Source organism: Spirosoma flavum, assembly GCF_042686045.1.
Taxonomy (GTDB): Bacteria; Bacteroidota; Bacteroidia; order Cytophagales; family Spirosomataceae; genus Spirosoma; species Spirosoma flavum.
Window position 1 is genome coordinate 808581 of sequence record NZ_JBHUOM010000001.1, and the last position, 22651, is coordinate 831231.

Below are 22651 nucleotides of genomic sequence, written 5' to 3' on the forward strand. Positions count from 1 at the left end.
AACGCTGCCAGGGTTGCCGCCTGATTGAGCGTAACATAATTGGGCCGGCCATCCATACAACCATGATAGCGTTAGGCAAGCAAAAATGATTCGGTTCTCCAACGGGGTATAGGTAATGAACTGAGCCATCCGCAGCGATTGATTAGCGGAAAAACGACGCGAAAAATAATCCCAATAATAGACTTTTTACGGTAGTTAACGCCTGAAAATCACCAAGTATTCAGTAAAGCTTTTTAAAAATAGCCAGTCTAACGTAGTTGCGGCCAGAGTGACACCTTATGATGAATGACGAAGTTAGTAAAACGAGCAGCTACCCGCTACGCAGCAGAGGAATTAACCGCATTACGCGAGGAATTAGAAGCAGAAAAGGCAGTTACTTTCTTTGCGACATCAATGATTGCCCAGACAACGATTGACGAAGTGCTTTGGGACGTTGCTAAAAATTGCATCGCCCGGCTCAACTTTGTCGATTGTGTTGTGTACTGGCTCGATCAGGATCGGAACGTGTTGGTGCAAATAGCGGCACATGGTCCTAAAAACCCTGGTGGGCACACTGTTTTTCGGCCTATTAATATTCCTCTGGGACAGGGAATTGTTGGTACAGTGGCCTCAACCGGGTTGCCTGAACTCATTAACGACACATCTACTGATAGTCGTTATATACAGGATGATGCCATGCGGCTGGCAGAGATTACCGTACCCATCCTTTCGGAAGGTAAAATCATAGGAGTTATTGATGCTGAACATCCCAGGAAAGATTTTTTTCAGTCCCGCCATCTGAAAATTATGACGACGGTAGCTGCCTTGTGCGCCCAAAAGATTAAACAGGTGGAGGTAGACGCGGCCTATTGGCAAGCCGAGCGTCAACTCATGGAGACTAACAAACGTGTCGCCGAGACGAAGTTGTTGGCGTTGCGTATGCAGATGAATCCTCACTTTATTTTCAACAGTCTGAATTCGATCAATAGCTTTATCTTGCAAAACGAGGTCGATCTTGCATCGGACCTGCTCACTAAGTTTTCCCGACTGATGAGGCAGGTGTTGGATAACTCAAAAACAGAATGGGTGTCGCTGCGTAACGAACTAAAAGCCTTGCAAATTTATGTGGAACTGGAATTACTTCGTTGCGATAAAAAGTTTGAAGTAGACTACCAGGTAAGTGATGAATTAGATCAGGACACCGTCCATGTGCCGCCATTAATTACTCAGCCTTACGTGGAGAACGCCATTTGGCATGGGTTGATGCCCAAGAAAAATGGAACACCAATATTGCAAATCAACTGCCACAAGGAACAGGGAAATTTAGTTGTAGAAATTAATGACAATGGTATCGGTCGGGTAGCCTCAGCCAATCTACGGGTCAACCAAGTAGTGACGCATGAGGCTCAGAGCCTCAAACTAACGGAGGAACGATTGCTCCTGGTTAATGAAATGTATGGCGTAAATGCCCGGATTGATCTGACTGACAACTATCAGGCTGACGGATTAGCGACTGGCACCAGCGTTCGTTTTACTTTAAAACTACCTTACTGATGACCGCCATTTTAGTTGATGACGAAAAACATTGCCGCGATGTTTTGGCCCTGTTACTGGCTAAATACTGCCCTGAGGTACGTTTGCTGGCATCTTGCGCCGATGGAGAAGAAGGCTTAAATGCTATTGAGCAGCACCATCCTGACCTGGTTTTTCTGGACATTGAGATGCCTGGCATGAGTGGATTTGACATGCTCAAGGACTGCCGCTTTACTGGTTTTCGGGTCGTTTTTACAACGGCTTATAATGAATACGCCATTCAGGCAATTCGACATAATGCGCTGGATTATATCCTGAAACCAATTGATAAAGACGAATTACACCAGGCCGTATCGAAAGCTGAAACGACACTGTCATCCCGGCCTACAACGCAGGTAGACAATTTTGTGGCTTATTTGAATCGGCAGAAAACCGGTGATCGGATTGCGTTGCCCACGATGGAAGGGCTACAGATTTTACAGAGTGAAGAAATATATTATTGCGAATCCGACGGTGGTTATACACACTTTTTTCTGACCAGCGGTAAAACAATATTGATCTCCAAAACCCTGAAAGAAGTAGAAGAAGTTCTGGAAAGTAAGGGCTTTTGCCGGGTGCATCACGGGTATCTGATAAACCTGCGCTATGTCCAAAAATACATTCGTGGCGACGGGGGAGAAGTCATTATGGCTAATAATAAAAACATCCCTGTATCTCGCAATAAAAAGCAGGAGTTTCTCGCCTTTCTAGAGAAAATATGATCGTCTTACCGGATGATTCTTACCTCTTTTGGCCCACTTATTTCGGACTGTATTTTTCCATTGGCCAATTTAGTATGCTTCACCTTTACCAGCCCGTAGGGCGTTGGAAAAGTACCTTCTGCAAACGTTAAATCTTCCAGATGCGGCTCAATTTTGATGGCTTTGCAGCCCGGCTCCACTACCTGAATACCAAGTACGTGCTCCGTCAGCCAGGGCGTTGGCCCCGACGCCCAGCCATGCGCCAGACTGTGCCGAAAGCCAATGTAACAATAGGCACCACAATCGCCGTGAATGTCTTTCTTGCCTTCTGGCACAAGTTCATCAATGCGGCCCGCATTCGTCATCCAATCCAAATTGAAATCCTCCCAGAAAGTGGTGGCGCCTAAGCTGAGCATGCCGCCCCAAAATTCCCGGATGTTGGCTAATGCGCCTTTATAATCACCCGCTTTGGCCTTTGCCTGAAGCATGTAATAGCCGTAAAACGTGGAGAAATTATGGGCACCGTTAATGGCTAGTACGTCTTTATTCGCTTTCTCGGCGGGTACCAAACCCGACAACGCCAGTAAAGCCGCGCCTTGTTTGGACGCGTTCGGGTCGGGTACGTATTTTTTCAGGCGGGCCACCGCATTGTCGCATTTTGTAGCCGTTGTGGGGTCATTCAGGATGCGGCATAGATCAGCTCCGGCGCTTAGCGAAAGCACCATCATAGACTGTAATCCGGCATGAATACCTTTTGTGTTTTCGCTAGAAGGCCAGTCCAGAAAGCGTGTTCCATCTAGCTTTTCACTATTTTTGTCGTCTATTTTCTCTATGAGCAGGTTCAGTAAATTGACGAGGTAATCCTTCTGCTGCTTCAAATAAGGCAGATTGCCGTTGTGCTGATACCAGTCGCGCTGAATGAGAATCCACCACATCGAATACGTACTAATGCCGTTCATCCAGCCGGGTAGGGGTGTAATGTCGCGGGCCAGATCAAGGCTTTTGGGTACCACATCGTTATAGCCAAATACAGCATTTATTGTCGATACTTCGGGGTGCATATCGCCCACCCAAACCAGCCGGTCGCGTTTGATACCATCCCACAGGTAATCCTGCATATTAAGGTGAACGGTATACGCACCCGTCGCCCAGATTTTATTCAGAAGTTCGTCGCTGCTGTGGAAGGAGCCGAGGTAGGGAATATCACGGAAGGTGAAAATGGCGCGTACTTCCTTTAGCAACAGTTCAGTATCTCCATCGATCAGATCAATTCTGACAAACCGAAAACCTGTGTTTCCGATTTCCAGCTTGCCCAGCCACGGCACTTGCAATGTCATATCCCGAATGGCGTGATCGTTGGTCGCATTTTGTTTCGGTTCAATATTGGCCATAGCCTCACTGGCCGATTCGCCAAACCGTATCCGCACCGTGATGGGTTTACTAACCTTCCATTGGCCCGTCACAATCTGAAGTCCACCATGCAATTCTTTCCCGAAATCGAGTAGTAGACTAGGCTTACCCGTTGCATCGCTTTTCAGCGAGCATAGGTCTTTTCCTGATAAATCGGCCTGCCCGTTGCCGGGCTTTAGCAGTCGTTCTGCGTTTGTAATTGAGCCGGTAGTCCACAGAATTTTTACGGGTGCCAGAAACCGACGAACGGTGGCTTCGCTTTGGGCTGCCTGTATCCGGCTCTGGTCAAAGATAGGCGGCAGTTGCGCCAAAGCCAGATGGCTAAAGCAGAGCCCAATAAGTATATTAAGGCTGTAGATACGCGTCATAATTTTATTTTCCGTTCAAACGATCCTCCAAACAAAACCGAGCGTCAAGGGAGAAATCAATAAACTACCCGAAGCCGGTACAATCGACCGGCTTCGGGTAGGCTCAAATTTTATAATTTATACCAACTCTAATGCTTCTACTTGCTGATTGATGAACGTAATATCATCAGGCGACAATTGAATATCAATGGCTTTGGCATTTTGGACGGCCTGTTCCGCATTACGGGCACCAACCAACGCAATCGTAATTCCGGGGCGTTCGATAGTCCAGCGAATGACCAACTGGCTCAGGCTGGCGTTTTTGCTATCGGCCAATGGCTTGATTTTTTGCAGAAAGCTGTCGGTCTGTTGGATATTTTCCTCTTTGAAGAACCGATAGCTTGCCCGATGATCACCTTCAGTAAATTGATGGCCGGGTTTAATTTTACCAGTCAGCAACCCGCGCTCCATTGGGCTATATGCTAGAACGGCCTTCTTGTTCTCTACACAATAGGGCACAAGTTCATCTTCTATTCCCCGATTAATCATGCTGAACGGCACCTGATTCGACGCGAGTTTGAGCACTTTCTCCGCCTGTTTCATCTGGTCGACGGTGTAATTACTGACACCCGCCTGACGAACTTTACCCTGCTCAATCAATCGTAAGACAGCCTCCATACTTTCGTCGATGGGGGTGGTTTTATCGGGCCAGTGCATCTGATACAGGTCAATGTAATCTGTCCCTAACCGCTTCAGGCTATCCTCGCATTCTTTGATAATACTTTCTTTACCCGAATATTTATACACGTCGAGCGCGTTACCATCGTTATCCTGGCTTTTGAATCCGAAATCACCCTTGGCTAAATCCCAGCGCATGCCGTACTTGGTCAGGATTTGTACTTTGTCGCGGGGAATATCTCTGATGGCTTCACCAACAATTTCCTCACTGGTGCCCTGTCCGTAAATAGGTGCTGTGTCGATAGAGGTTACCCCCAGATCATAAGATGCCTTGATGGCTTCGATAGCTCCTTTTCGTTCTGTTCCGCCCCACATCCAGCCCCCGGCAGCCCAGGCGCCAAACGTGATAACTGACAGGCTCAAATCAGATTCTCCTAGTTTTCTGTATTCCATGTGTTCTCTAAAAAGCGATTTGCTTGTAGAAGCAAATCGCTCGTTGTTTTGTTAAGGCGGCTATTTATTTGGCTGTTTATATTAGTGAGTTGGGAGCTTTCAGACCAGATTATATGATTTCATTAAACGACGGGTAATTTCCAGCCATTATTGTAATGAGCCGCCATTAACGTGTTTGCCTGTGTATCATTCTTGAATCCTTTTGCCGCGTTATCCCAATAAACTTTTCGGCCTGTTTTATAGGCAATGTTACCCATGTGGGCGTTAATGGCAGCAATACTACCCGTTTCGATACCGCATTTAAGCATACTCACATCGTTGGCTTTAATCGCTTTTACGAAGTTTTTTGTATGCTCGTTCAGGTATTCGCCGTTACGCACCTGATCGGGGATGTCTTCCACTTTGTAAACCTTGATACCATTCTTTGTTTCTGTTTCGGGAAGAAGCGACCAGCCGTCCCGGTTTAGAACAAGCGTAGCGTTGTTGCCAATAAAAGCGATGCCTTCCGTTTTGCCATAGTTGCCGCCGTCGATACCCGTGGCATGTTCCCAAAGCATGTTGAAGCCATCGTATTCGTAGACCGCCTGCAAGGTATCAGGCGTTTCCGAAGCATCATCGGGATAGGCGAGTTTCCCGCCCGACGCCATCACCGATTTGGGTGCTTTGGCATTCATGGCATACAGAGCGATGTCAATTTCATGAACGCCCCAGTCCGTCATCAATCCACCGGCATAATCCCAGAACCAACGGAAATTGAAGTGGAATCGGTTGGGGTTGAACGGTCGTTTGGGGGCAGGTCCAAGCCACATCGCATAGTCAACGCCTGCCGGGGGCGCACTGTCGGGCCGGACAGGAACGGGATTCATCCACCCCTGATAAGCCCAGACTTTTACTAAACGAATGTTCCCCAATTTGCCCGACCGAACGTACTCAATTGCTTTTTCGTAATGTGACCCACTACGTTGCCATTGCCCAATCTGTACAATCTTTTTGTACTTCTGCGCAGCAGCCAGCATCAAATTACATTCTTCGATGCTGTTGGCTAATGGTTTCTCGCAATAAACGTGTTTCCCCGCCGACAACGAATCAATCATAGCCATACAATGCCAATGGTCGGGCGTACCAATAATAACGGCATCTATATCTTTGTTCTCAAGCAGCTTCCGGTAGTCCTTAAAAAGCAGCGGTCGGGTATGCTGCATGGCTTCGACATCGGTGGCTCGTTTATCCAGAACACTCTGGTCTACATCGGCTAAAGCTACACATTGCACATCGCTCTGTAGTAGGTGGGAGCGAAGATCTGACCAGCCCATGCCATTGCAGCCAATCAACCCAACCTGAAGTTTATCATTAGGCGAAATTCGTTGCCGCTGGCTGGCAATGGCTTCCAGACTTGGGAGACTAATAAGGCCCGCACCCGTGACGGCAAGGGCAGAATTTCGCAAAAAATGCCTGCGTGTAGGTTTCATTTGTTTATAGAGGTTTAGAAACGAAGCGGTTGTTGACAGCCTATCCGGGTAGATTTTACACTAAGTACTGTTAAGTAAATAGTCCCAATTGCCTTTTGTGTAAATGATCTGAATCCGTAACTATGAAAGAAATTCTTTTACTTCTATTACTCATTACTGGCTTGGCCGTTCGTGCGCAGATTCCGGTCGATTTGTCTGGTTATCAGAAAAAAAATGGCGTAACGGTCATCAGTCAGGGAGATGATCTGGTCGTAAGCTGGCCTACCACAGATAAGGAGACTGGTAAACTAATTATCGACTTAGCGAAAGAGAAGCCGCTGTTCAGCAGTATCCAGCTATCTCAGCGAGGAGCTTTTAGGGAAATCGCCAAAGCCCTCGACCCCGCCTTTGTTCTTACGGTCGGCAAACGAGATTTGATTTCGCAGAATGGCTGGAATATCTTTTTTGATAAAACTAACAAACTACCCCATAAGTCCTACGCCGTCGCGCTTACTAAGCGAAGCGCAAGTGTACGTACTAATGGCTCCCGAACCGTAATTCGGGTGTCAGACATTCAGGCCGCTACGTTTACCGGAGCCATTGAAATTACACTTTATAATGGCAGCCCGTTATTCAATATAGCCGCTGTTATGGCTACAGATGTGGATTCTACAGCCATTCTCTACGACGCGGGTTTGGTCAGTAAACTGCCGATATGGACTACCATTGCCTGGTCGGATACTCAAGGCCAGATGCAGAGCGTACCCGCCGATCTGAAACAACCCAACAAAGCACAGGGCGTGAAATACCGTACTATTATTGGTGCTGGCGCAACGGGCAGTCTGGCTGTATTTCCGGCTCCCCACCAGTATTTTTACCCGTTAGACGAAGCGTTCAATCTGGACTTTACCTGGTACGGCAGCAACTATCGGAGTCTGATACCGGGCTTTGGTATCGGTATTCGGCAGGATTTGATGGGTGATAAACGCTGGGTGCCCTGGGTAAACGCACCACCTAAAACCCAGCAGCGATTAAACTTTTTTTGCCTGTTGAGTACTGACACACCCGCCAAAGTACTGGAAGATGTGAAGAAATTCACCCATAACGACAAGTATCCGGTGGTGTCGGGCTACAAAACCATGTCGAGCCACTTTCATAATGAGTATGTTATGAGCGTAATACTGGCCGGAAAGCCAGTTCCAGACGTACCAAATTTCGTTAAGGTTTTTAAAAATACGGGTATTGACATCGTGCATCTGGCTGAGTTTCATTACACCGCTCATCCGAAGGGTCCCGATGACCAACGGCTTTTAGAGTTGAAAACCTTGTTCGACATGTGCAAACGCTGGTCAACTAACGATTTTCTGTTATTACCCGGCGAAGAACCCAACGAATTTTTTGGTGGTCACTGGTTAGATTTTTTCCCGAAGCCGGTATACTGGATCATGTCGCGCAAGCCCGAGATGCCTTTCGTAACGGCCGACCCGCAATACGGAAAAGTGTATCGTATTGGCGACAAAGCGGATATGCTGAAACTGCTGGAAGCTGAAAACGGACTTGCCTGGACCGCCCACGCCCGTACCAAAGGGTCCACCGGTTTTCCTGACAAATACAAAGACGAGGATTTCTACAAGTCCGACCGTTTTTTCGGAGCTGCCTGGAAAAACATACCCGCCGATTTGTCGGAACCCCGATTAAGCCGCAGGGTGCTGGATTTAATGGACGATATGGCAAACTGGGGCTTCAAAAAACACGTCATTGCCGAAGCTGATTTATTTACCATCGAGCCGGAAAACGAAATGTACGCCCACCTCAATGTAAACTACTTACAACTCAATAAACTGCCGGATTATAATAAGGGTTGGCAACCAATCTTAGACGTCATGCAGCAAGGGAAATTCTTTGTTACGACGGGCGAAGTGTTGCTGCCGACGTTTGCGGTAAATGGAAAAGGTGCGGGCGAAACGCTCACCTTATCTCAGGATGGAAAAGCCAGTGTCGTGGTCGATATGGATTGGACATTCCCGCTAACGTTTGCCGAAATCATCTCCGGCGATGGAAAGCAGGTGTTTCGGGAGCGAATAGATTTAACGAATACGCTTCCCTTCGGCAAACAGAAATTTACATTTAACACTAATCTCAAGGGCAGAAAATGGGTACGGTTTGAGGTGTGGGATGCGGCTGTTAACGGTGCCTTTACGCAGCAAATATGGATTGAGGGTTGAGTGGATGTCGTTAGTTACTCTACAAAATACTATTGGTTAGTACCAGACAAGGCCGGATTTGTTCTGTTAGGCCAATTGCGCCAGTAGTATCTTTGTCCTTTAAAGATGCTCAGCCAACAAGCTGTATATATATGTTGACAATCGCCATTCTAAGTGACGTTCACGCAAATCTCCCCGCTTTCAACTCCGTATTAGCAGATATTGACGCCAGAAAAGTGGACCAAATTTTTTGCCTCGGTGATCTGGTTGACTTTGCCCCCTGGCCGAATGAAGTCATTGAGTTAATCAGGCAGCAGCGTATTCCTACATTGATGGGAAACCATGATGAACGAATTGCCTTCGACCAGCCGCTTATTCCGTTACCCAAACACACGTATCAGGAAACGCAAGCTCGAACAGCCGCCATTAACTACACACGACAAGCAATTACCGAAAGTAATAAAGCCTTTCTCGCCAGTCTACCGCGTCAGATTCAATTGTCTTTTTCTTTTGCTGATACACCCATTACTCTTCTTCTGGTACACGCCAGTACACGGACCAACGACGAATACATTTATCAGAGCCACGATCAGGACGATTTACTGGCGATGATGAACCAGCAGAACGCTGACGTGTTGATTATGGGGCACACTCATATGTCGTATATCCGCCCGCTTAGCAATAAACTCAACTCGGCAGAGAAAATCCTTCCGCCAATTGCGATCAACTGTGGGTCCGTTGGGCGCTCCAAAGAAGCTGATGCTCTGGCGACTTACTTACTATTAACTGTTTCTGGCGAACAGGTTGCCTTTGGTCCAGATTCAATAACGTATGAACTAATCAAAGTGAACTACTCTATTGAGCAGACAGTTGCGGGGATTCATAATAGCTCTATACCCGATTTCTACGCTGAATTTTTACAAAGAAATTCAGACTATTCACCTTCTGATACGCAAAAATAAGCCTCATTATCTCATCGTAAAATAGGGCTGTCCTGCGCAGATTTTATGTATTGTTGCGCGTCTTCGGGTAATAAAAAACGTTGCGCTGTTAATGTCTGGACAGACTTTTGAATGGCCTTTACATAGCCATCATGTGTTTCATAACGTTCCTGCAACGACAAGCGCGGGTCGTTGGTTGACAAGCGTTCGGCTTTGGTCGTTTTGAACGGTATATTCTGGCCAGAACCTTCACAACCGTCGTTTTCACCAAAGCCTGCCCGTCGTAAGGCCCAGCCGGTCGTTGTGGCAGTTGGTACGGCAACGGGAGGTAAGCGGATACCCGCTAGTTCATTGCCGTCTTTATCAACCTTGGATACAAAATTTACGTAGATAGGTCGCTCTGCTACGACGGTCGGGAATTTTGTTATGAATCCCTTCTCGAACGAAGAACCGAAATCGAGCAGATAGCGCGTTGTAATGCCGCCCGTATACGCCACGCCCGGAATCGTTGGCCACCCAAGTGCCGCTTGCGAAATTAGACCCGTTTGGGAGCCTGGTTGTGGAGTTGCGACAACGGCGGTTCCGGTTGACTGTCGGGGTACTGCGCTGGCGGGTGGTACGGTTCCCTTCGTGACCCACTCATCGAGGGCAACGAAGAGCGCTCGTAAGACTGGATCGGCATTGGTTGGGTTTTGGAGTTGCTGGCATAAACCCCGAGTAGCCCCGTTACCCGTACCGTGTTGTGCGCCGGATACCAGAAAAAAGCGAACATTCTCAGGATCGGGCAAGTCATTTCCTTTACTGTCCGTATGGAGCAAAGAAGCGGCTTTAACCCAATATTCGTTTGCTGAATTGATTTCAAACACCTTTGGGCACGTATTGCTGGCCGAACATCTGGCAAGACGCCCCGCTGTTTTCCCCGAAAGCGGGTCGGTCATAACCGGATAGGCAAACGGAAAAAGCCCCTCTGGATACAGGTGATTTTGCCGATTGCGCTCCGTTCGGGAAGGCTGGGCAAACCGAACATTGAGGCCAATGCCGCTGCCGCCCCCCAACCAGTTTTCGATTCCGTCCAAGACCCGCCGATTCTGTTCATCAGCATTGAAACCCAGCGTTTGAAAATCATTGACATAGCGGGCCGGTTGAGATAGCGAATACGAAAAAGTGTAGCGCACATCACCGGCTAAGGGATTGGGGTTTCCAAAGTCATCGGCTATGGCATATCGCAGAAACGACACGAAATCGCGGGTTGCCGCAAAGCCAACGCCCGCCACAATGGGGTCGCGTGCTGTGTAATTAAACTCATAAATGGCACTCTGCCGGAAGGTTGTTCCAGCGGGGAGCAACCGAATGGTGCGCTCGTTGACGTATTCCCATTCGTTGGCTGGAATAACGCTGGCGGTGTCTTGCAAATGTTCGCGCACGGTGAGTGTTGCCTGAGATTTCGTTAATGTCGCTGCGGGATAAGCGAGTGAGTAGGAGAGGGCCGTTGCGTTGTCGTAGACGATATATTCGTAGGAGGGACCCGTAATTGATGAACCATCCGTATTTTTGGCTACGGGGACACTGATAGTCAGGTTATTATTTGCCGAAGTTGCCGAACAATCCCAACCATTCCAGGCCATTGTATAACCCATATTCATCAGAAAACCTTCTCCCGCCTGGTCAGCCGTTGTAGGGTCGTTGCCTCCGCTGCTTTTATTGAATCCGCCGAAGAGCTTGCCGCCCCGGTTATTGATTTCCAAAAACAACTTGTGGTTGCCATTGGCGAGTTTGATAGGTTTAAGGATATAAATATCCATCGAATACTCCACCATACCCTTCGCATTGCGTGGAGCCAGGCCAATATCGGTGATGAGTGCATTCTGCGGACTGTTTGGGTCTAATTCGCCATACGCTTTTCCCCGAAGTTTATCGTAGGCACCTACCCGGCCAAATGCCTTCCCCTCAAAGGTGGGCGATTGAACGCTGGTGATCTCAATCCGAATGATACGCGCCTGCGCCAATGAGGCCAAGCCGACTAGTACTACAAGCGCACGAGTTAATGTAAGTAGGATGTGCTTAAAATAATTGCCAGCCATAGTGAGTAAAAGCAGATGAAGTTTGAGGCCATGTCTAATGACTTCTTTATCCATGTTAAACCACTTTTTCATCTTACCTACTCTCTTAGGTTCATCTGATCTCGGTTATTGCCAGTTTTTAAAGAGACTTCATTGCTAACAAATTACCAAGTTGCCAGGCGGTTCGGATCAGGTTTTGCTCGGTAGACTGCATAGCGGTGTCTATGTCTGTCGGGCCATTGCCAATAGCCAGTAAGACATCGAAATACTGAGTCAATTTCTCGTTCTGCTCTAACGGAATCTTGCCTGCCAAACCAATTACAGGTAGGTTTTTGTGCTTTGCCCGAAAGGCTACGCCAAATGGTCCTTTCCCGTGTAAGGTTTGCTCATCGATGCTGCCTTCGCCGGTGATAACGATATCAGCGTTATCCAACGCTTTATCGAAACCAGTGAACTGAAGGAAGAAATCAATGCCGTTCACCAGCTTTGCGTTGAAAAATGTGTAGAGCCCCGCAGCCACACCGCCCGCTGCACCGCCGTGCTTCACGCGTGTCATATCAATACCCGTTTGCGTAAAGGCTACTTCGGCGAACTTGCTCAGGCTTGCATCCAATTTTTTTACGCCTTCGGGCGTGGCTCCTTTTTGAGGTCCAAAAACGGCCGCCGACCCCTGCTCACCGACTAACGTATTATCTACATCGCAAAGAATGTTTACCTCGCAAGCCAGAATTCGCTGATCAAGTCCTGAAACATCAATTCTTGCCAAGTCAGTCAGGCTTTCGGGGGTGGTCAAAAAGGTACCTTCTGCCATTAAAAAGCGGATACCGAGCGCCCGCAAAATTCCCGTTCCACCGTCTACGGTGGCCGATCCGCCGATGGCCAGGATAATTTCTTTTACGCCTTTATCCAGTGCCAGTTTAATGAGTTCGCCTGTGCCGAATGAGGTGGCCCGTAGCGGGTCTAATTCATCCGGTTTTACCAGTTGAAGCCCTGATGCATTCGCCATTTCGATGATGGCTGTCTCCCCGTTATTAACCATCCCGAAAGACGATGTTATCTGCCGGTCAAACGGGTCATTTACGTCAGCCGAAACCACTAAGCCGTCGTATTTTTTGATCATCAACTCGCCCGTACCATCGCCCCCATCACCCACCGGAAAGCATTCGCAGGTGCAGTCAAGCTTACTTTGTGTTAACCCTTTCTGAATCGCATTGGCAATATCTATGGCATTCAGGCTATGCTTAAACGCATTTGGAGCAATAAGGACGCGCGTTGGTTTCATGGAGAATAAAGGACTGCTGGTATGGTCAAGTTTAGTTGACAAGGGTTAGTTTTTGGTCCAGATTCGAGAGCTTTTCAAGCGCAAGATAGAGCGCCTGATTGCCCGAAGAACCATTGCCCGTCGCCTGGACAGACAGGTACAGTTGTTTTACTAAAGCAAGCCCCGGTAATGACAGTTTCATGGCTTCGGCTTCCTCGAGTGCAATGCCCAGATCTTTCACGAAATTATCGACCGTAAATCCCGGCGAATAGTCACCGTTTACAATCTTGGGGGCCAGAATGTGCAGACTCCAACATTCGGCGGCTCCTTTGCTTATTGATTGCAACAGGTTGTTTAAATCAAGTCCGGCTTTGAGCCCGTAAATAAGTCCTTCGCACACGCCAATCAGCGTACCCGCAATGGTTATCTGGTTGCACATTTTGGTATGCTGCCCCGAACCGGCTGGCCCCTGATACACCCTATTTTTGCCGAACACCTCAAATATAGGCATCATCGTATCCACAACTTCCTTTTCGCCACCAATCATAATCGAAAGTGTTCCGTTAATGGCGCCCACCTCGCCACCCGATACGGGCGCATCAATGAAATCAACACCAACTGTAGACGCCTGTTCGGAAATTCTGATGGCAAGGCTGGGTTTGGTCGTGGTCATATCAATCAGAACGGCACCCGGTTTTATACCCTGAAATATACCATCGACCCCAAAGTAGCATTCGTCAACATCTTTTGGAAAGCCGATCATCGTGATGATTATATCCGACTTTTGGGGGAGGGCGGCTGGTGTGTCGAACCAAGTTGCGCCCATCCCGATCAATGAATCAGCTTTGCTTTTGGTGCGGTTATGAATGTTTACGGTGTATCCGGCAGTCAATAAATGCTTCGCCATTGGATTGCCCATCAGGCCGGTTCCAATCACGCCGATAATCTTGTTTTTCATAAGGACTGGTAGTGAGTGGTTATCTGTAGAGGCAAACCAGCATTTCGAAATCGGCCACGTTGGGTACGACACACTCTACCCAACCATCAGTTTGGGTGAACTTTAACTCGCCCCCCGACCGCATGAGCGTAAGCTGCTTCACAGGCTTGGCAGGTTTGAATCGGATTATCGTGTTTTGAATCGGAATTGGCTCCCGTAACGACGCACCAATTTGCCCCGAATGATTGATCATGCCAATCCACTCAAAAGCTCCGTTACGATTTGCCAAATGCGTCATTTCAATGAGCGGTGACGCGCTGGTTTTTAAGGACGTTGGCGTCTGTAACATAGTTTGTAAGGCCGCTACGAAAAGAGTCCGGTGCGCATGATGACCTTTAAATTCATACTGCGTACCCAGCCTCCAGGGAATGAAAACTGTTTTCCCTTTGCCAAACGTATTGCCGATTAAACCGGGCGCATCGGTAACGTCGGCATCGGTGAAATAAGATTTTTCGGGTGGTCCAAAACGGGTCGTCGGTATCAGTTTTAAGTAAGCTTCGGTTGGACCACTAGTCTTGCATTTCATGAAATCGGAGTACATCATAACTAAGTCAATGTCCTTGAATCCGTCGATGCCAAGCGTCTTTTTGTCACTGGCTGACACTTGCAAATACGTTGATTTCGATTGTGAAAATACGTCATAGTCAGGCATCACACCCAACGACTTGAGCCGGATTGTTTTCGTCGGTTTGCCTGTTTCGTCGTTTGTCGAGCTGAATCCGGTTGCCAGCAGTTTACCTCCATTTTTTACATAGTCGTCAAGCAGAGAAACCAGACGATCATCCATGTTGGCAACATCGCCCAGAATAATGGCGTCGTACTCCTGCAACTGGCGCGGTGCTGATGTGTTGCCTATCGTTGACGGTTCGATAATGTCGTACATAATGTGCTCTTCCGAAAGCAGTTTTATCATGCCTTCGTATTCCTTTTTCGACCCCTTGATAAGAGCTACGTGACTAACGGGTTTGAGGTTGGTGAACAGTTTCTCATGCTTTTTGTGAAAGCCATACAGATCATTCAGGATTGGGATAAATACCCGGTCGTCCTGATTAACGAGTGTGCCAACGACATTGAAATCGAGGGGTGCCCCGTTGAGCATATTACCGAGCAACCACACCCGGCCAATATTTGGCGAGGTAGCTGTGTGCCGAAATCCGATGGCCAAAAAGTAAATAAAAACGTTGCTGGGCACTTTGTCTTTAAAAGAGCCTAAGACGCGTTTTACGTGGTCGGTACCGGAGTAATTCCACTCGTAGTCGTCAGTCAGCCAGGAGCTTGACTCATCCCGAATCATATCGACACCCGCATCGGCATATGTATTGATTATCAAATTCGGGTTCAGCTTTTTAACATAGTCGCCTATTTTGAGAAAAAGCTCATCGGACGTAGTTTTTTTGAAGGTGTTGTACCGTCGGAAGACCGGATCGTTCATGTCTGCTTTTACCGGAAGCGTCATACCCGTTTCGTCGTGAAATCGCTTTTTGCAGTTGTTGCATTGGCAGATACCGTAGTACGTTCCACTATAATCCGACGTTGTGTACCCGATCATATTGAAGAAAATCCCATCGAGTGGGTAGTTCGTAATAGCCTCTTTAAGTATCTCAAAGCCATATTCCTGTTGGTAACCGCCGTTGGGGCACGTATGAACCTGCCCGTTGAAATGCACATGTTTTCCTTCCGTACTGACATATAACCAGTCCGGTTTCTTGTCGGCATAGGTTTCGTTTATTTTACTAAAATCGAAACGGCCAATTACTTTAATGCCTTTGGCGTGAAGTTTGGTCACCAGATCGCCAATCAAATCGCCACCGTTCATGTATTGATTCTTGAAATGATAGGCAAGCTTTGTGGGGTAGTTGGCGACAATGCCGCCAACGTTCAACATCACAACCGTGGCCGATGCATCGACCATCGACTGCACATAGGCATCCGTATTCATGGCAGCATCAATTTCCCGAAGATTAGTTTGAATCAGGCGAACGGGTGCCCGGTTCCACCAGCTTGCGTCGTAACTGCCCGGATCGATCTTTGCCAGTTCGGTCGTCGTGGCTTTTGACGCTGTTCCTGATTGACTCATTACCTTGCCGGACACCAGAGAAAAGGCAAAAAAGACTATGACATGATGGATCGTTTTCATGATCGAAACGAGTTAGGTTTAGGAGAAAAAGGCACTTATTCCGCTTTTAGGGAGTCAATGGTCAGCTTATTTTATGTCGGCCCGCTCCCCAAAGTGGGTCAGTACCTCAATATGGCTGGGCTAGTGATCGAGTGAATCACCTGCTTTACGTTTGTCAGCGTGCTGATTTTGCTGGGCTACAACGGGTAGACTGGCAAAAAATAGGCACAATAAGAGGCTTAGGGCATTCGTCCGCCGGGTAGCGAACAAACGTCCGATTGGGTTATATCCCATAAATTAACTTGCTTACTTATTGACTACGTTAACGGGGTTTTTATTGATAAATGCAGCCAGATTATCAACGGTAATTGCCATTAGCCGGGTTCTCGCTTCCAATGTAGCCCAGGCAATATGTGGCGTTATCAGGCAATTTTTCGCGGTAAATAGTGGGTTATCGGCGTTTGGTGGCTCTTTGGACAAGACATCAATACCCGCTCCGGCAATAACGCCATTGTTAAGCGCATCGGCTAGATCCTGATCCACGACAAGTGGGCCTCGGGACGTGTTCAGCAGAAATGCAGACGGCTTCATCAGCGCTAAATTCGCCTTGTTGATTAGGCCCTGCGTTTCGGGCGACAAAGGTATGTGAATACTCACCACATCAGACTGTTCCAGCAATTCGGGTATCTCGGCCCACTTGAAATTTTTACGGTGCGATTGATCCGTAGGGTGCCGTTTCGAGCCAATGATATTCATGCCAAAAGCCGTGGCTACATCAGCCACTTCTTCGCCAATACTACCAAAGCCAATGATCCCCATTGTTTTGCCCGACAGTTCGACAAGCGGATAATCCCAAAAACAAAAGTCGGCCGAGCGCGACCATTTACCTTCCCGAACGGAATCGCTGTGTCGTTGCACATGTTGAGTCAGTTCGAGCAGCAACGCAAAGGTTAATTGAACGACCGAGGGCGTTCCATAACCCGGTACGTTACTGACAATAACCCCGTTCTTTTTTGCGACGTCTGTATTGATAATGTTGAAACCAGTAGCCAGCACACCAATAAATTTCAAGTCGGGTAACTGCGCTAAGATATCTTCACCCAACGGTGTTTTGTTGGTAAATATAATCTCGGCACCCTGCGCCCGCTCCAGCACTTTATCGGCTGATGTTCGGTCATATACTGTCAACTCGCCGAGTTTTTCCAACCCTTCCCAGGATAAATCGCCCGGATTCAAGGTGTATCCATCTAATACGACAATCTTCATCGTTGATTTTTTTACGTTTATATCACGAACCGAGTCACGGTTTATTGGTTTTCGTGGTGTCGGGCCGGGTGGCCGGTGCCATCTCAAACCCGACACCACGAAAACCAATAAACCGTGACTCAAAAAACTACACCTTCGCCCAGGCCGCATTTAACGTCCGCTTGGCATTGGCAATTACAACATCCGAATCTTCATCGCCAAACGGTTTAACTTCAAAACTAACGATTGGCGGGGTTTCCGTATTTAAATAACCGATTTCCAAAAGTACTTTCAGATAATGAGTCACTTCGGCTACGTCGTTTTCGCCATTGGGAAAGCCAAATCTCGGGTGAACATCGCCATAGGCGGGCATATCCGGGCTTTTGACCACGCAATTGCCAATGTGCGCATGTGTAATGTAGTCTTTGACTGGCAAAAGTGATTCTTCAATCGTTTCGTGAATGAGTGGAATATGGCTCAAATCGACCATCAGTCCGAAATGGTCATGCTCTTTCCGAACTTCCTGCACGTAACGTAAGGCGAGGTCTGCCGGGCCAATCAGCGACCGTTTATCGACGTCATAATCAAACACTTCCAGCGAAACCTTCATGTCGCCTTTGCTTTTTGTATAGGCGCAGATTTCGTTAGTCGATTTTACCAATAGTTCAAGCGCTTCTTCCCGGCGGGCTTCATCGTATTTTCCGCTCAGAAACGAAAAGCCGGTAGCCCCAATTTCATAGGCTTCGTCGATGCCTTCTTTAACGTTTGCCAGCGCCCGTTGACGACCTTCTTCATTGGTATCGTTCAGGTTAAGGCCGGTGGTCAGTAGCCGGGGTTGGGCGGCATACGCTATGGTCATATGCGAAGATTCCAGCAGACTTTTTACTTTCCGACGAACATCAATATCTTTAACCGTAGTAATTTCTATGGCCGTAAAGTACTCATCCAGAACTACTTTTTTAATGGTTTCAAATATGGGTCCTTCGCCTTTCATGGTTTCGGGAAAAGCCATAAAATGGACAAGGCCAACTTTCATGTAGTTGCAAAGTGGAGCATTCATGTTAATTCAGGTTGCAAAAGTTAGTTTACTAAATCGGGTGTTGGTGCTTTCTTTTTGACAGTTCTTAGGATAGCCGTGGCTATAACGGCCAATAAAATGGCCAATATGATCAGGTATGTGTACCCTTTGGATACATCAGGCATAGCGACTGCTTTTTTACTGCCGAGCATTTCGTATACGGGAATTATCCATTTAACTACGTAAGCCTGCGTCAGCGTAATGAAGCAGATAAAGATGAGCATGTAGAAACTGTGCTTCACGGTGAAGCGGAATAGTTCGGACTCTTTTCCCACCAGGTTACCCGCTGCCGCTGCTACGGCGATGGATTGTGGCGAAATCATTTTACCAACCACACCACCCGATATATTGGCGGCTACAGTGACCACCGGATCGACGCCGATGGATTGGGCGGTAGCGTATTGTAATTTACTAAATAGGGCGTTGGCAGACGTATCGGAACCCGTGATGAAAACTCCCAGCCAACCCAGTACAGGGGCAAAAAATGGAAACAGGAATCCAGTGTTGGCCAGCACAGCCGCCAGCGTGAGCGTAATACCCGAATCGTTCAGAATATAGGCGAATCCTAACACAGCCGCAATTGTAAGAATCGGAAACTTAAGCTGGTTTAGTGTAGCGCCAAACACACTTACACCCGTGCGATACGTTAATCCAACCAGTGGGATTGCGATAAGAGCTGCTACTAAAATAGCCGTTCCGGCTGCTGATAAATAGTTGAATTTAAATAACTTAGCTAATAAGACGCCATCTCCTCCCTGAATGGCGTTGTGAAGCCCAGGAAATTCAAACTGGATCATCCCAACCGAATTTAGTACATCTTTAATTGGTTGTACGCCCCAGGAAATGACCATGATCGTCAGGATAATAAAAGGCGACCAGGCTCTGATGATTTGTCCGTTTGTGTAGCTTATGTCGGCGTTGAACGTAGCCGCTGATTCGTTGGCAAAGCGCCAGGTGGTTTTAGGTTTCCAGAATCGTAGAAAAACCATTAAGCAAACAATTGACCCAAGGCCCGCAATAACGTCGGGAAGGGCGGGCCCCAAATAGTTGGACGAAAACCATTGCAGGAAGGCAAATGAGATACCCGATACCAATACAGCAGGCCATATTTCCTTCGCTTTTTTGAACCCGGCAATAATGGTCACCAGATAGAAAGGCAGCATAATAGACAAAATTGGCAGGGTCCGTCCCACCATTTGCGAGATGGGCAGTTCGGGAATGCCCGACACCTGCGAGGCAACCGTAATGGGGATGCCAATAGAGCCAAAGGCAACCGGTGCTGTATTGGCAATCAGGCAAATGCCCGACGCATAGAGCGGGTTGAACCCTAACCCGACGAGCATGGCAGCTGTGATGGCGACCGGCGCGCCAAAACCAGCGGTACCTTCCAGAAATGAACCGAATGAAAAGGCAATCAGTAACGCCTGCAACCGCCGGTCGGAGGTGATTGACGCCATAAAGTATTTGATAATCTCGAACTGGCCGCTTTTAACGGTGATATTAAACAGAAAAACTGCCATAATTACCAGCCAGCAAATAGGGAATAAGCCATATACGGCCCCATGCGTAGCGGATAGCAACGCGAGCTTTACGGGCATGCCATACCCCAGAATAGCAATGATCATGGCCAGACCTGTAGCAATTAAACTAGCCTGATACCCCTTCATTTTTTTAATAATCAGGGCCCAGAATATGAACATGATCGGTATTGCCGCCACTAACACGGATAACGCGATACTATTAAATGGGTCAATAACTTGTTTCCAGATCATGAGTTGTATTCAGTTAATAAGAGTGGTGTCGGTTTCTGGAACGCCAGTCCGGTCAAAACCGACGCAATTGTCAACGTGAAATGGCTGACGCGTGGTGTCGGTTTCCGCAACGGCGGACCGCTCAAAACCGACACCACGACCCTACAGCATTAAGCTAAATCCAGCGCGACAATCTCGTGATCGAGAATTTTGGGGACTGTCACGGTTAAAGTACCGCTTTTTAATTCATACTTCGGAGTAAGCCCGCTCATCAGTAGTTTCACGCCCGTCACTTTTGCTCCAGCCGGAACGTTGACCGTAACCTGTGCTTCTACGGGAATTAACTCCCGGAAAGGCCCTTTCATCATCATTGGATTGGTGAGGTTCACCAAATGGACCGTCATGGATTTATCCTGACGCCAGACATTGACATCGATTACACCTGGTCCTTTCACGGCAGCAACGGGTTCTTCATCCAGCGCCCAATTGATAACATTACTCAGAAGTTGTCCATGATCGGTGCCCAGCATTTGCCAGAAAGACCGGTCCAGATCGCCGGGAATATACGCGACCCGACCTTTGCCAACCTGCCGTAAATAGAGTTCCCGCGTGTCGGTTTCGGCCACCCGTGGGTACACATCCTCCATTGGCAAATCGGGATACGAAGGAATGAGCGTGATTGGGCTGGAAAACTTCGTTGTGGGCTTTACATTGACTTTATAAATGGTATTGATGATGCGGGGCGTACCGTCCAGACCTTTCAATATGGCCACCGTTTGGCTGTCTTTGACATCCTGCCGCAATTGCAGATAACTATTTCGCATCGGCCCTTCCACTTTTTTGTCGTAGGAAACACCAAACAAACTGGCCAGACCGAAGTCGGAACGTTGCTTGCCTTCTTCGTCATAAAGTGACGTTTCAAACGTTGACACGATACTACCACCATTGTCTACGAATGCCTGTAATTGCTTGCATTGCGAATCAGAAAGAGCCGCGATATTGGGCAGTATCAACAATTTAAACCGCTTCAAGTCGTCAGGACTGAGCAGTCGGTCATTTACCATATCGAACGGAACCCGACTCTCCACCAGGTTGTGGTAGATACCGTCCAGGTGGTCACTGCTTTTCTGCTGCCACGATTGACCGCCGTAATTACGGTCGGTTTGTTCCGAATACACGACGCCAACGCGCGCCATTGATGCCGTGTTGCGCAGGTATTTTTCGTTTTTATAGTAGCCTTCATATAATTTGGCCACGGCATCCATCCATCGCTTATCGTAGATGTCGCCACCAAATTTCACAAAACAAGGGCGCATACCGTTGGCAGTACCTTCTGCCACCCAAATCCTGATTTCGGCATCGCTCTGAACGGAATCTTTCCAGCGATATTCTTCTTCTATTCCGATGCTGAATATACCAATCAGCGGTTTCAGACCCAAGGTAGACCGTAGTTCTTTAGCGCCTTTGCCATTCGCCCAGGGTGGCGTAAGACCACGACGGGCCTGTTGGTCAGCAAAGAAGAGATCGGCTTCTTTACCCGTTAATACCTTGTCGGGAAAACCATTTGGTATGAAACGGGAGTTGGGCTGTTGTTTACGGATTCCATCGTCCCACAAGGCCCACACCTCCCGTAAGCGCTTGATCCGCCAATCATTATATTTCCGATACGTCAGGTCTAGTTTATCGGGTTTTTGGGGAAGTTCCAGACCAGAATACGCCTTGAAGTTGCGTACGCAATGCTCGCAGTAGCAAATATCATGACCAGCCCAACGGTTTGAGAAGATCCCTTCGGGCTTGTAAAGCTCCATAATCTCGTGGTTCACCTTCGGCATGAACTCGAAGTTGTAGGGGCCGAATGAACAGGTTACCCATAACTCCGGATTGGCCCAGTGACGGCGTTTCGTGCCGTCTGGATTCACCGCAATCCAGTCGGGGTGCGCGTCGTAAACATCTTGCCGGGCCGCGTGTGGATCGGTCCGAAGCATGATTTTCATGCCCAGCTTTTTGCAGCCTTCCACCAGATAACCCAACGTGTCGGAGTTGCCCATAAAATCGCTCCGGTGATGCAGCGGAATCTTGGTCGGGTAAAAAGCCACGACGCCACCGGCACTCAGCAAAGCACCATCAGCATGGATTTTCTTGAAGTAACTAAGCCAGAAATCAGGATCATAATGACCGGGATCGCGTTCGACAAAGGCAAGTTGCGCCCACCGCATCGGCCCATCGAGCCAATATGGAGAAGTTGGTGCCAGTATATTGGCCGACGAATTAGCCAGGCCAGCAGGCATTGAGAGCGCGTAAGCACCGCCTATGAGGCCGGTGGTTTTAATGAAATCTCTTCTTTCCATGAGTGGGGGTGAGCGAAAAACTCACATTAGTTCTTGGGTTGAGGGTACTTATGACATGTATG

Annotated in this window: 17 protein-coding genes; 5 read left to right on the forward strand and 12 right to left on the reverse strand. The window is 48.0% G+C overall.

Going from position 1 to position 22651, the window contains the following annotated elements; genetic code table 11:
* The first annotated feature begins 285 nt into the window (after positions 1-285).
* Positions 286-1533, forward strand: a complete 1248-nt coding sequence (locus ACFS25_RS03275) for a histidine kinase (protein ID WP_381496970.1) — start codon at positions 286-288, stop codon at positions 1531-1533.
* Positions 1533-2273, forward strand: coding sequence for a LytR/AlgR family response regulator transcription factor (locus ACFS25_RS03280; RefSeq protein WP_381496971.1), 741 nt, complete (start codon positions 1533-1535; stop codon positions 2271-2273). The genes ACFS25_RS03275 and ACFS25_RS03280 overlap by 1 nt, the downstream gene beginning before the upstream one ends.
* Before the next feature lie 5 nt (positions 2274-2278).
* On the opposite strand, the gene ACFS25_RS03285 is transcribed toward ACFS25_RS03280, so the two are convergent.
* The 3 genes from ACFS25_RS03285 to ACFS25_RS03295 form a co-directional block, all read right to left on the reverse strand.
* Positions 2279-4030: an alpha-L-rhamnosidase-related protein gene (locus ACFS25_RS03285; protein WP_381496972.1), complete on the reverse strand. Its 1752-nt coding sequence runs from the start codon at positions 4028-4030 to the stop codon at positions 2279-2281.
* Positions 4031-4147: 117 nt separating this feature from the next.
* Complete coding sequence (locus tag ACFS25_RS03290; RefSeq protein ID WP_381496973.1) at positions 4148-5140, reverse strand: aldo/keto reductase; 993 nt, start codon at positions 5138-5140, stop codon at positions 4148-4150.
* A gap of 122 nt (positions 5141-5262) precedes the next feature.
* Positions 5263-6609 (reverse strand): Gfo/Idh/MocA family protein, encoded by a 1347-nt coding sequence (locus ACFS25_RS03295; protein WP_381496974.1) that lies wholly within the window; start codon positions 6607-6609, stop codon positions 5263-5265.
* Positions 6610-6731: 122 nt separating this feature from the next.
* Here ACFS25_RS03295 and ACFS25_RS03300 point away from each other — a divergent pair, with 122 nt between their 5' ends.
* Both ACFS25_RS03300 and ACFS25_RS03305 read left to right on the forward strand, forming a co-directional pair.
* The gene (locus ACFS25_RS03300; protein WP_381496975.1) at positions 6732-8813 is read left to right on the forward strand and encodes a CehA/McbA family metallohydrolase domain-containing protein; all 2082 of its coding nucleotides are present in this window, start codon (positions 6732-6734) and stop codon (positions 8811-8813) included.
* Positions 8814-8944: 131 nt separating this feature from the next.
* Positions 8945-9754, forward strand: a complete 810-nt coding sequence (locus ACFS25_RS03305) for a metallophosphoesterase family protein (RefSeq protein WP_381496976.1) — start codon at positions 8945-8947, stop codon at positions 9752-9754.
* Positions 9755-9765: 11 nt separating this feature from the next.
* Here the strand turns inward: ACFS25_RS03305 and ACFS25_RS03310 are convergent, their stop codons facing one another.
* The 8 genes from ACFS25_RS03310 to ACFS25_RS03345 form a co-directional block, all read right to left on the reverse strand.
* The gene (locus tag ACFS25_RS03310) at positions 9766-11886 is read right to left on the reverse strand and encodes an alpha/beta hydrolase domain-containing protein (RefSeq protein WP_381496977.1); all 2121 of its coding nucleotides are present in this window, start codon (positions 11884-11886) and stop codon (positions 9766-9768) included.
* A 46-nt stretch (positions 11887-11932) separates the two neighbouring features.
* Entirely contained in the window at positions 11933-13075 is a 1143-nt protein-coding gene (locus tag ACFS25_RS03315) for a glycerate kinase (RefSeq protein WP_381496978.1), read from the reverse strand.
* 31 nt (positions 13076-13106) lie between these two features.
* Positions 13107-14012: an NAD(P)-dependent oxidoreductase gene (locus ACFS25_RS03320; RefSeq protein WP_381496979.1), complete on the reverse strand. Its 906-nt coding sequence runs from the start codon at positions 14010-14012 to the stop codon at positions 13107-13109.
* A 19-nt stretch (positions 14013-14031) separates the two neighbouring features.
* Positions 14032-16188 carry a hypothetical protein gene (locus ACFS25_RS03325; protein WP_381496980.1) on the reverse strand — a complete coding sequence of 719 codons (2157 nt, stop codon included), beginning with the start codon at positions 16186-16188 and terminating at the stop codon, positions 14032-14034.
* Positions 16189-16308: 120 nt separating this feature from the next.
* Complete coding sequence (locus ACFS25_RS03330; RefSeq protein WP_381496981.1) at positions 16309-16461, reverse strand: hypothetical protein; 153 nt, start codon at positions 16459-16461, stop codon at positions 16309-16311.
* A 12-nt stretch (positions 16462-16473) separates the two neighbouring features.
* Positions 16474-17433 (reverse strand): D-2-hydroxyacid dehydrogenase, encoded by a 960-nt coding sequence (locus ACFS25_RS03335; protein ID WP_381496982.1) that lies wholly within the window; start codon positions 17431-17433, stop codon positions 16474-16476.
* A 127-nt stretch (positions 17434-17560) separates the two neighbouring features.
* Positions 17561-18472 carry a sugar phosphate isomerase/epimerase family protein gene (locus ACFS25_RS03340; protein WP_381496983.1) on the reverse strand — a complete coding sequence of 304 codons (912 nt, stop codon included), beginning with the start codon at positions 18470-18472 and terminating at the stop codon, positions 17561-17563.
* Between the two features lie 20 nt (positions 18473-18492).
* The gene (locus ACFS25_RS03345) at positions 18493-20262 is read right to left on the reverse strand and encodes an L-lactate permease (protein WP_381496984.1); all 1770 of its coding nucleotides are present in this window, start codon (positions 20260-20262) and stop codon (positions 18493-18495) included.
* Here ACFS25_RS03345 and ACFS25_RS03350 point away from each other — a divergent pair.
* Positions 20248-20415 (forward strand): hypothetical protein, encoded by a 168-nt coding sequence (locus ACFS25_RS03350; RefSeq protein WP_381496985.1) that lies wholly within the window; start codon positions 20248-20250, stop codon positions 20413-20415. The two genes, ACFS25_RS03345 and ACFS25_RS03350, sit on opposite strands and share 15 nt — an antisense overlap.
* Here ACFS25_RS03350 and ACFS25_RS03355 read toward each other — a convergent pair.
* Entirely contained in the window at positions 20412-22589 is a 2178-nt protein-coding gene (locus tag ACFS25_RS03355) for an alpha-amylase family protein (RefSeq protein WP_381496986.1), read from the reverse strand. The two genes, ACFS25_RS03350 and ACFS25_RS03355, sit on opposite strands and share 4 nt — an antisense overlap.
* Between the last annotated feature and the right edge of the window lie 62 nt (positions 22590-22651).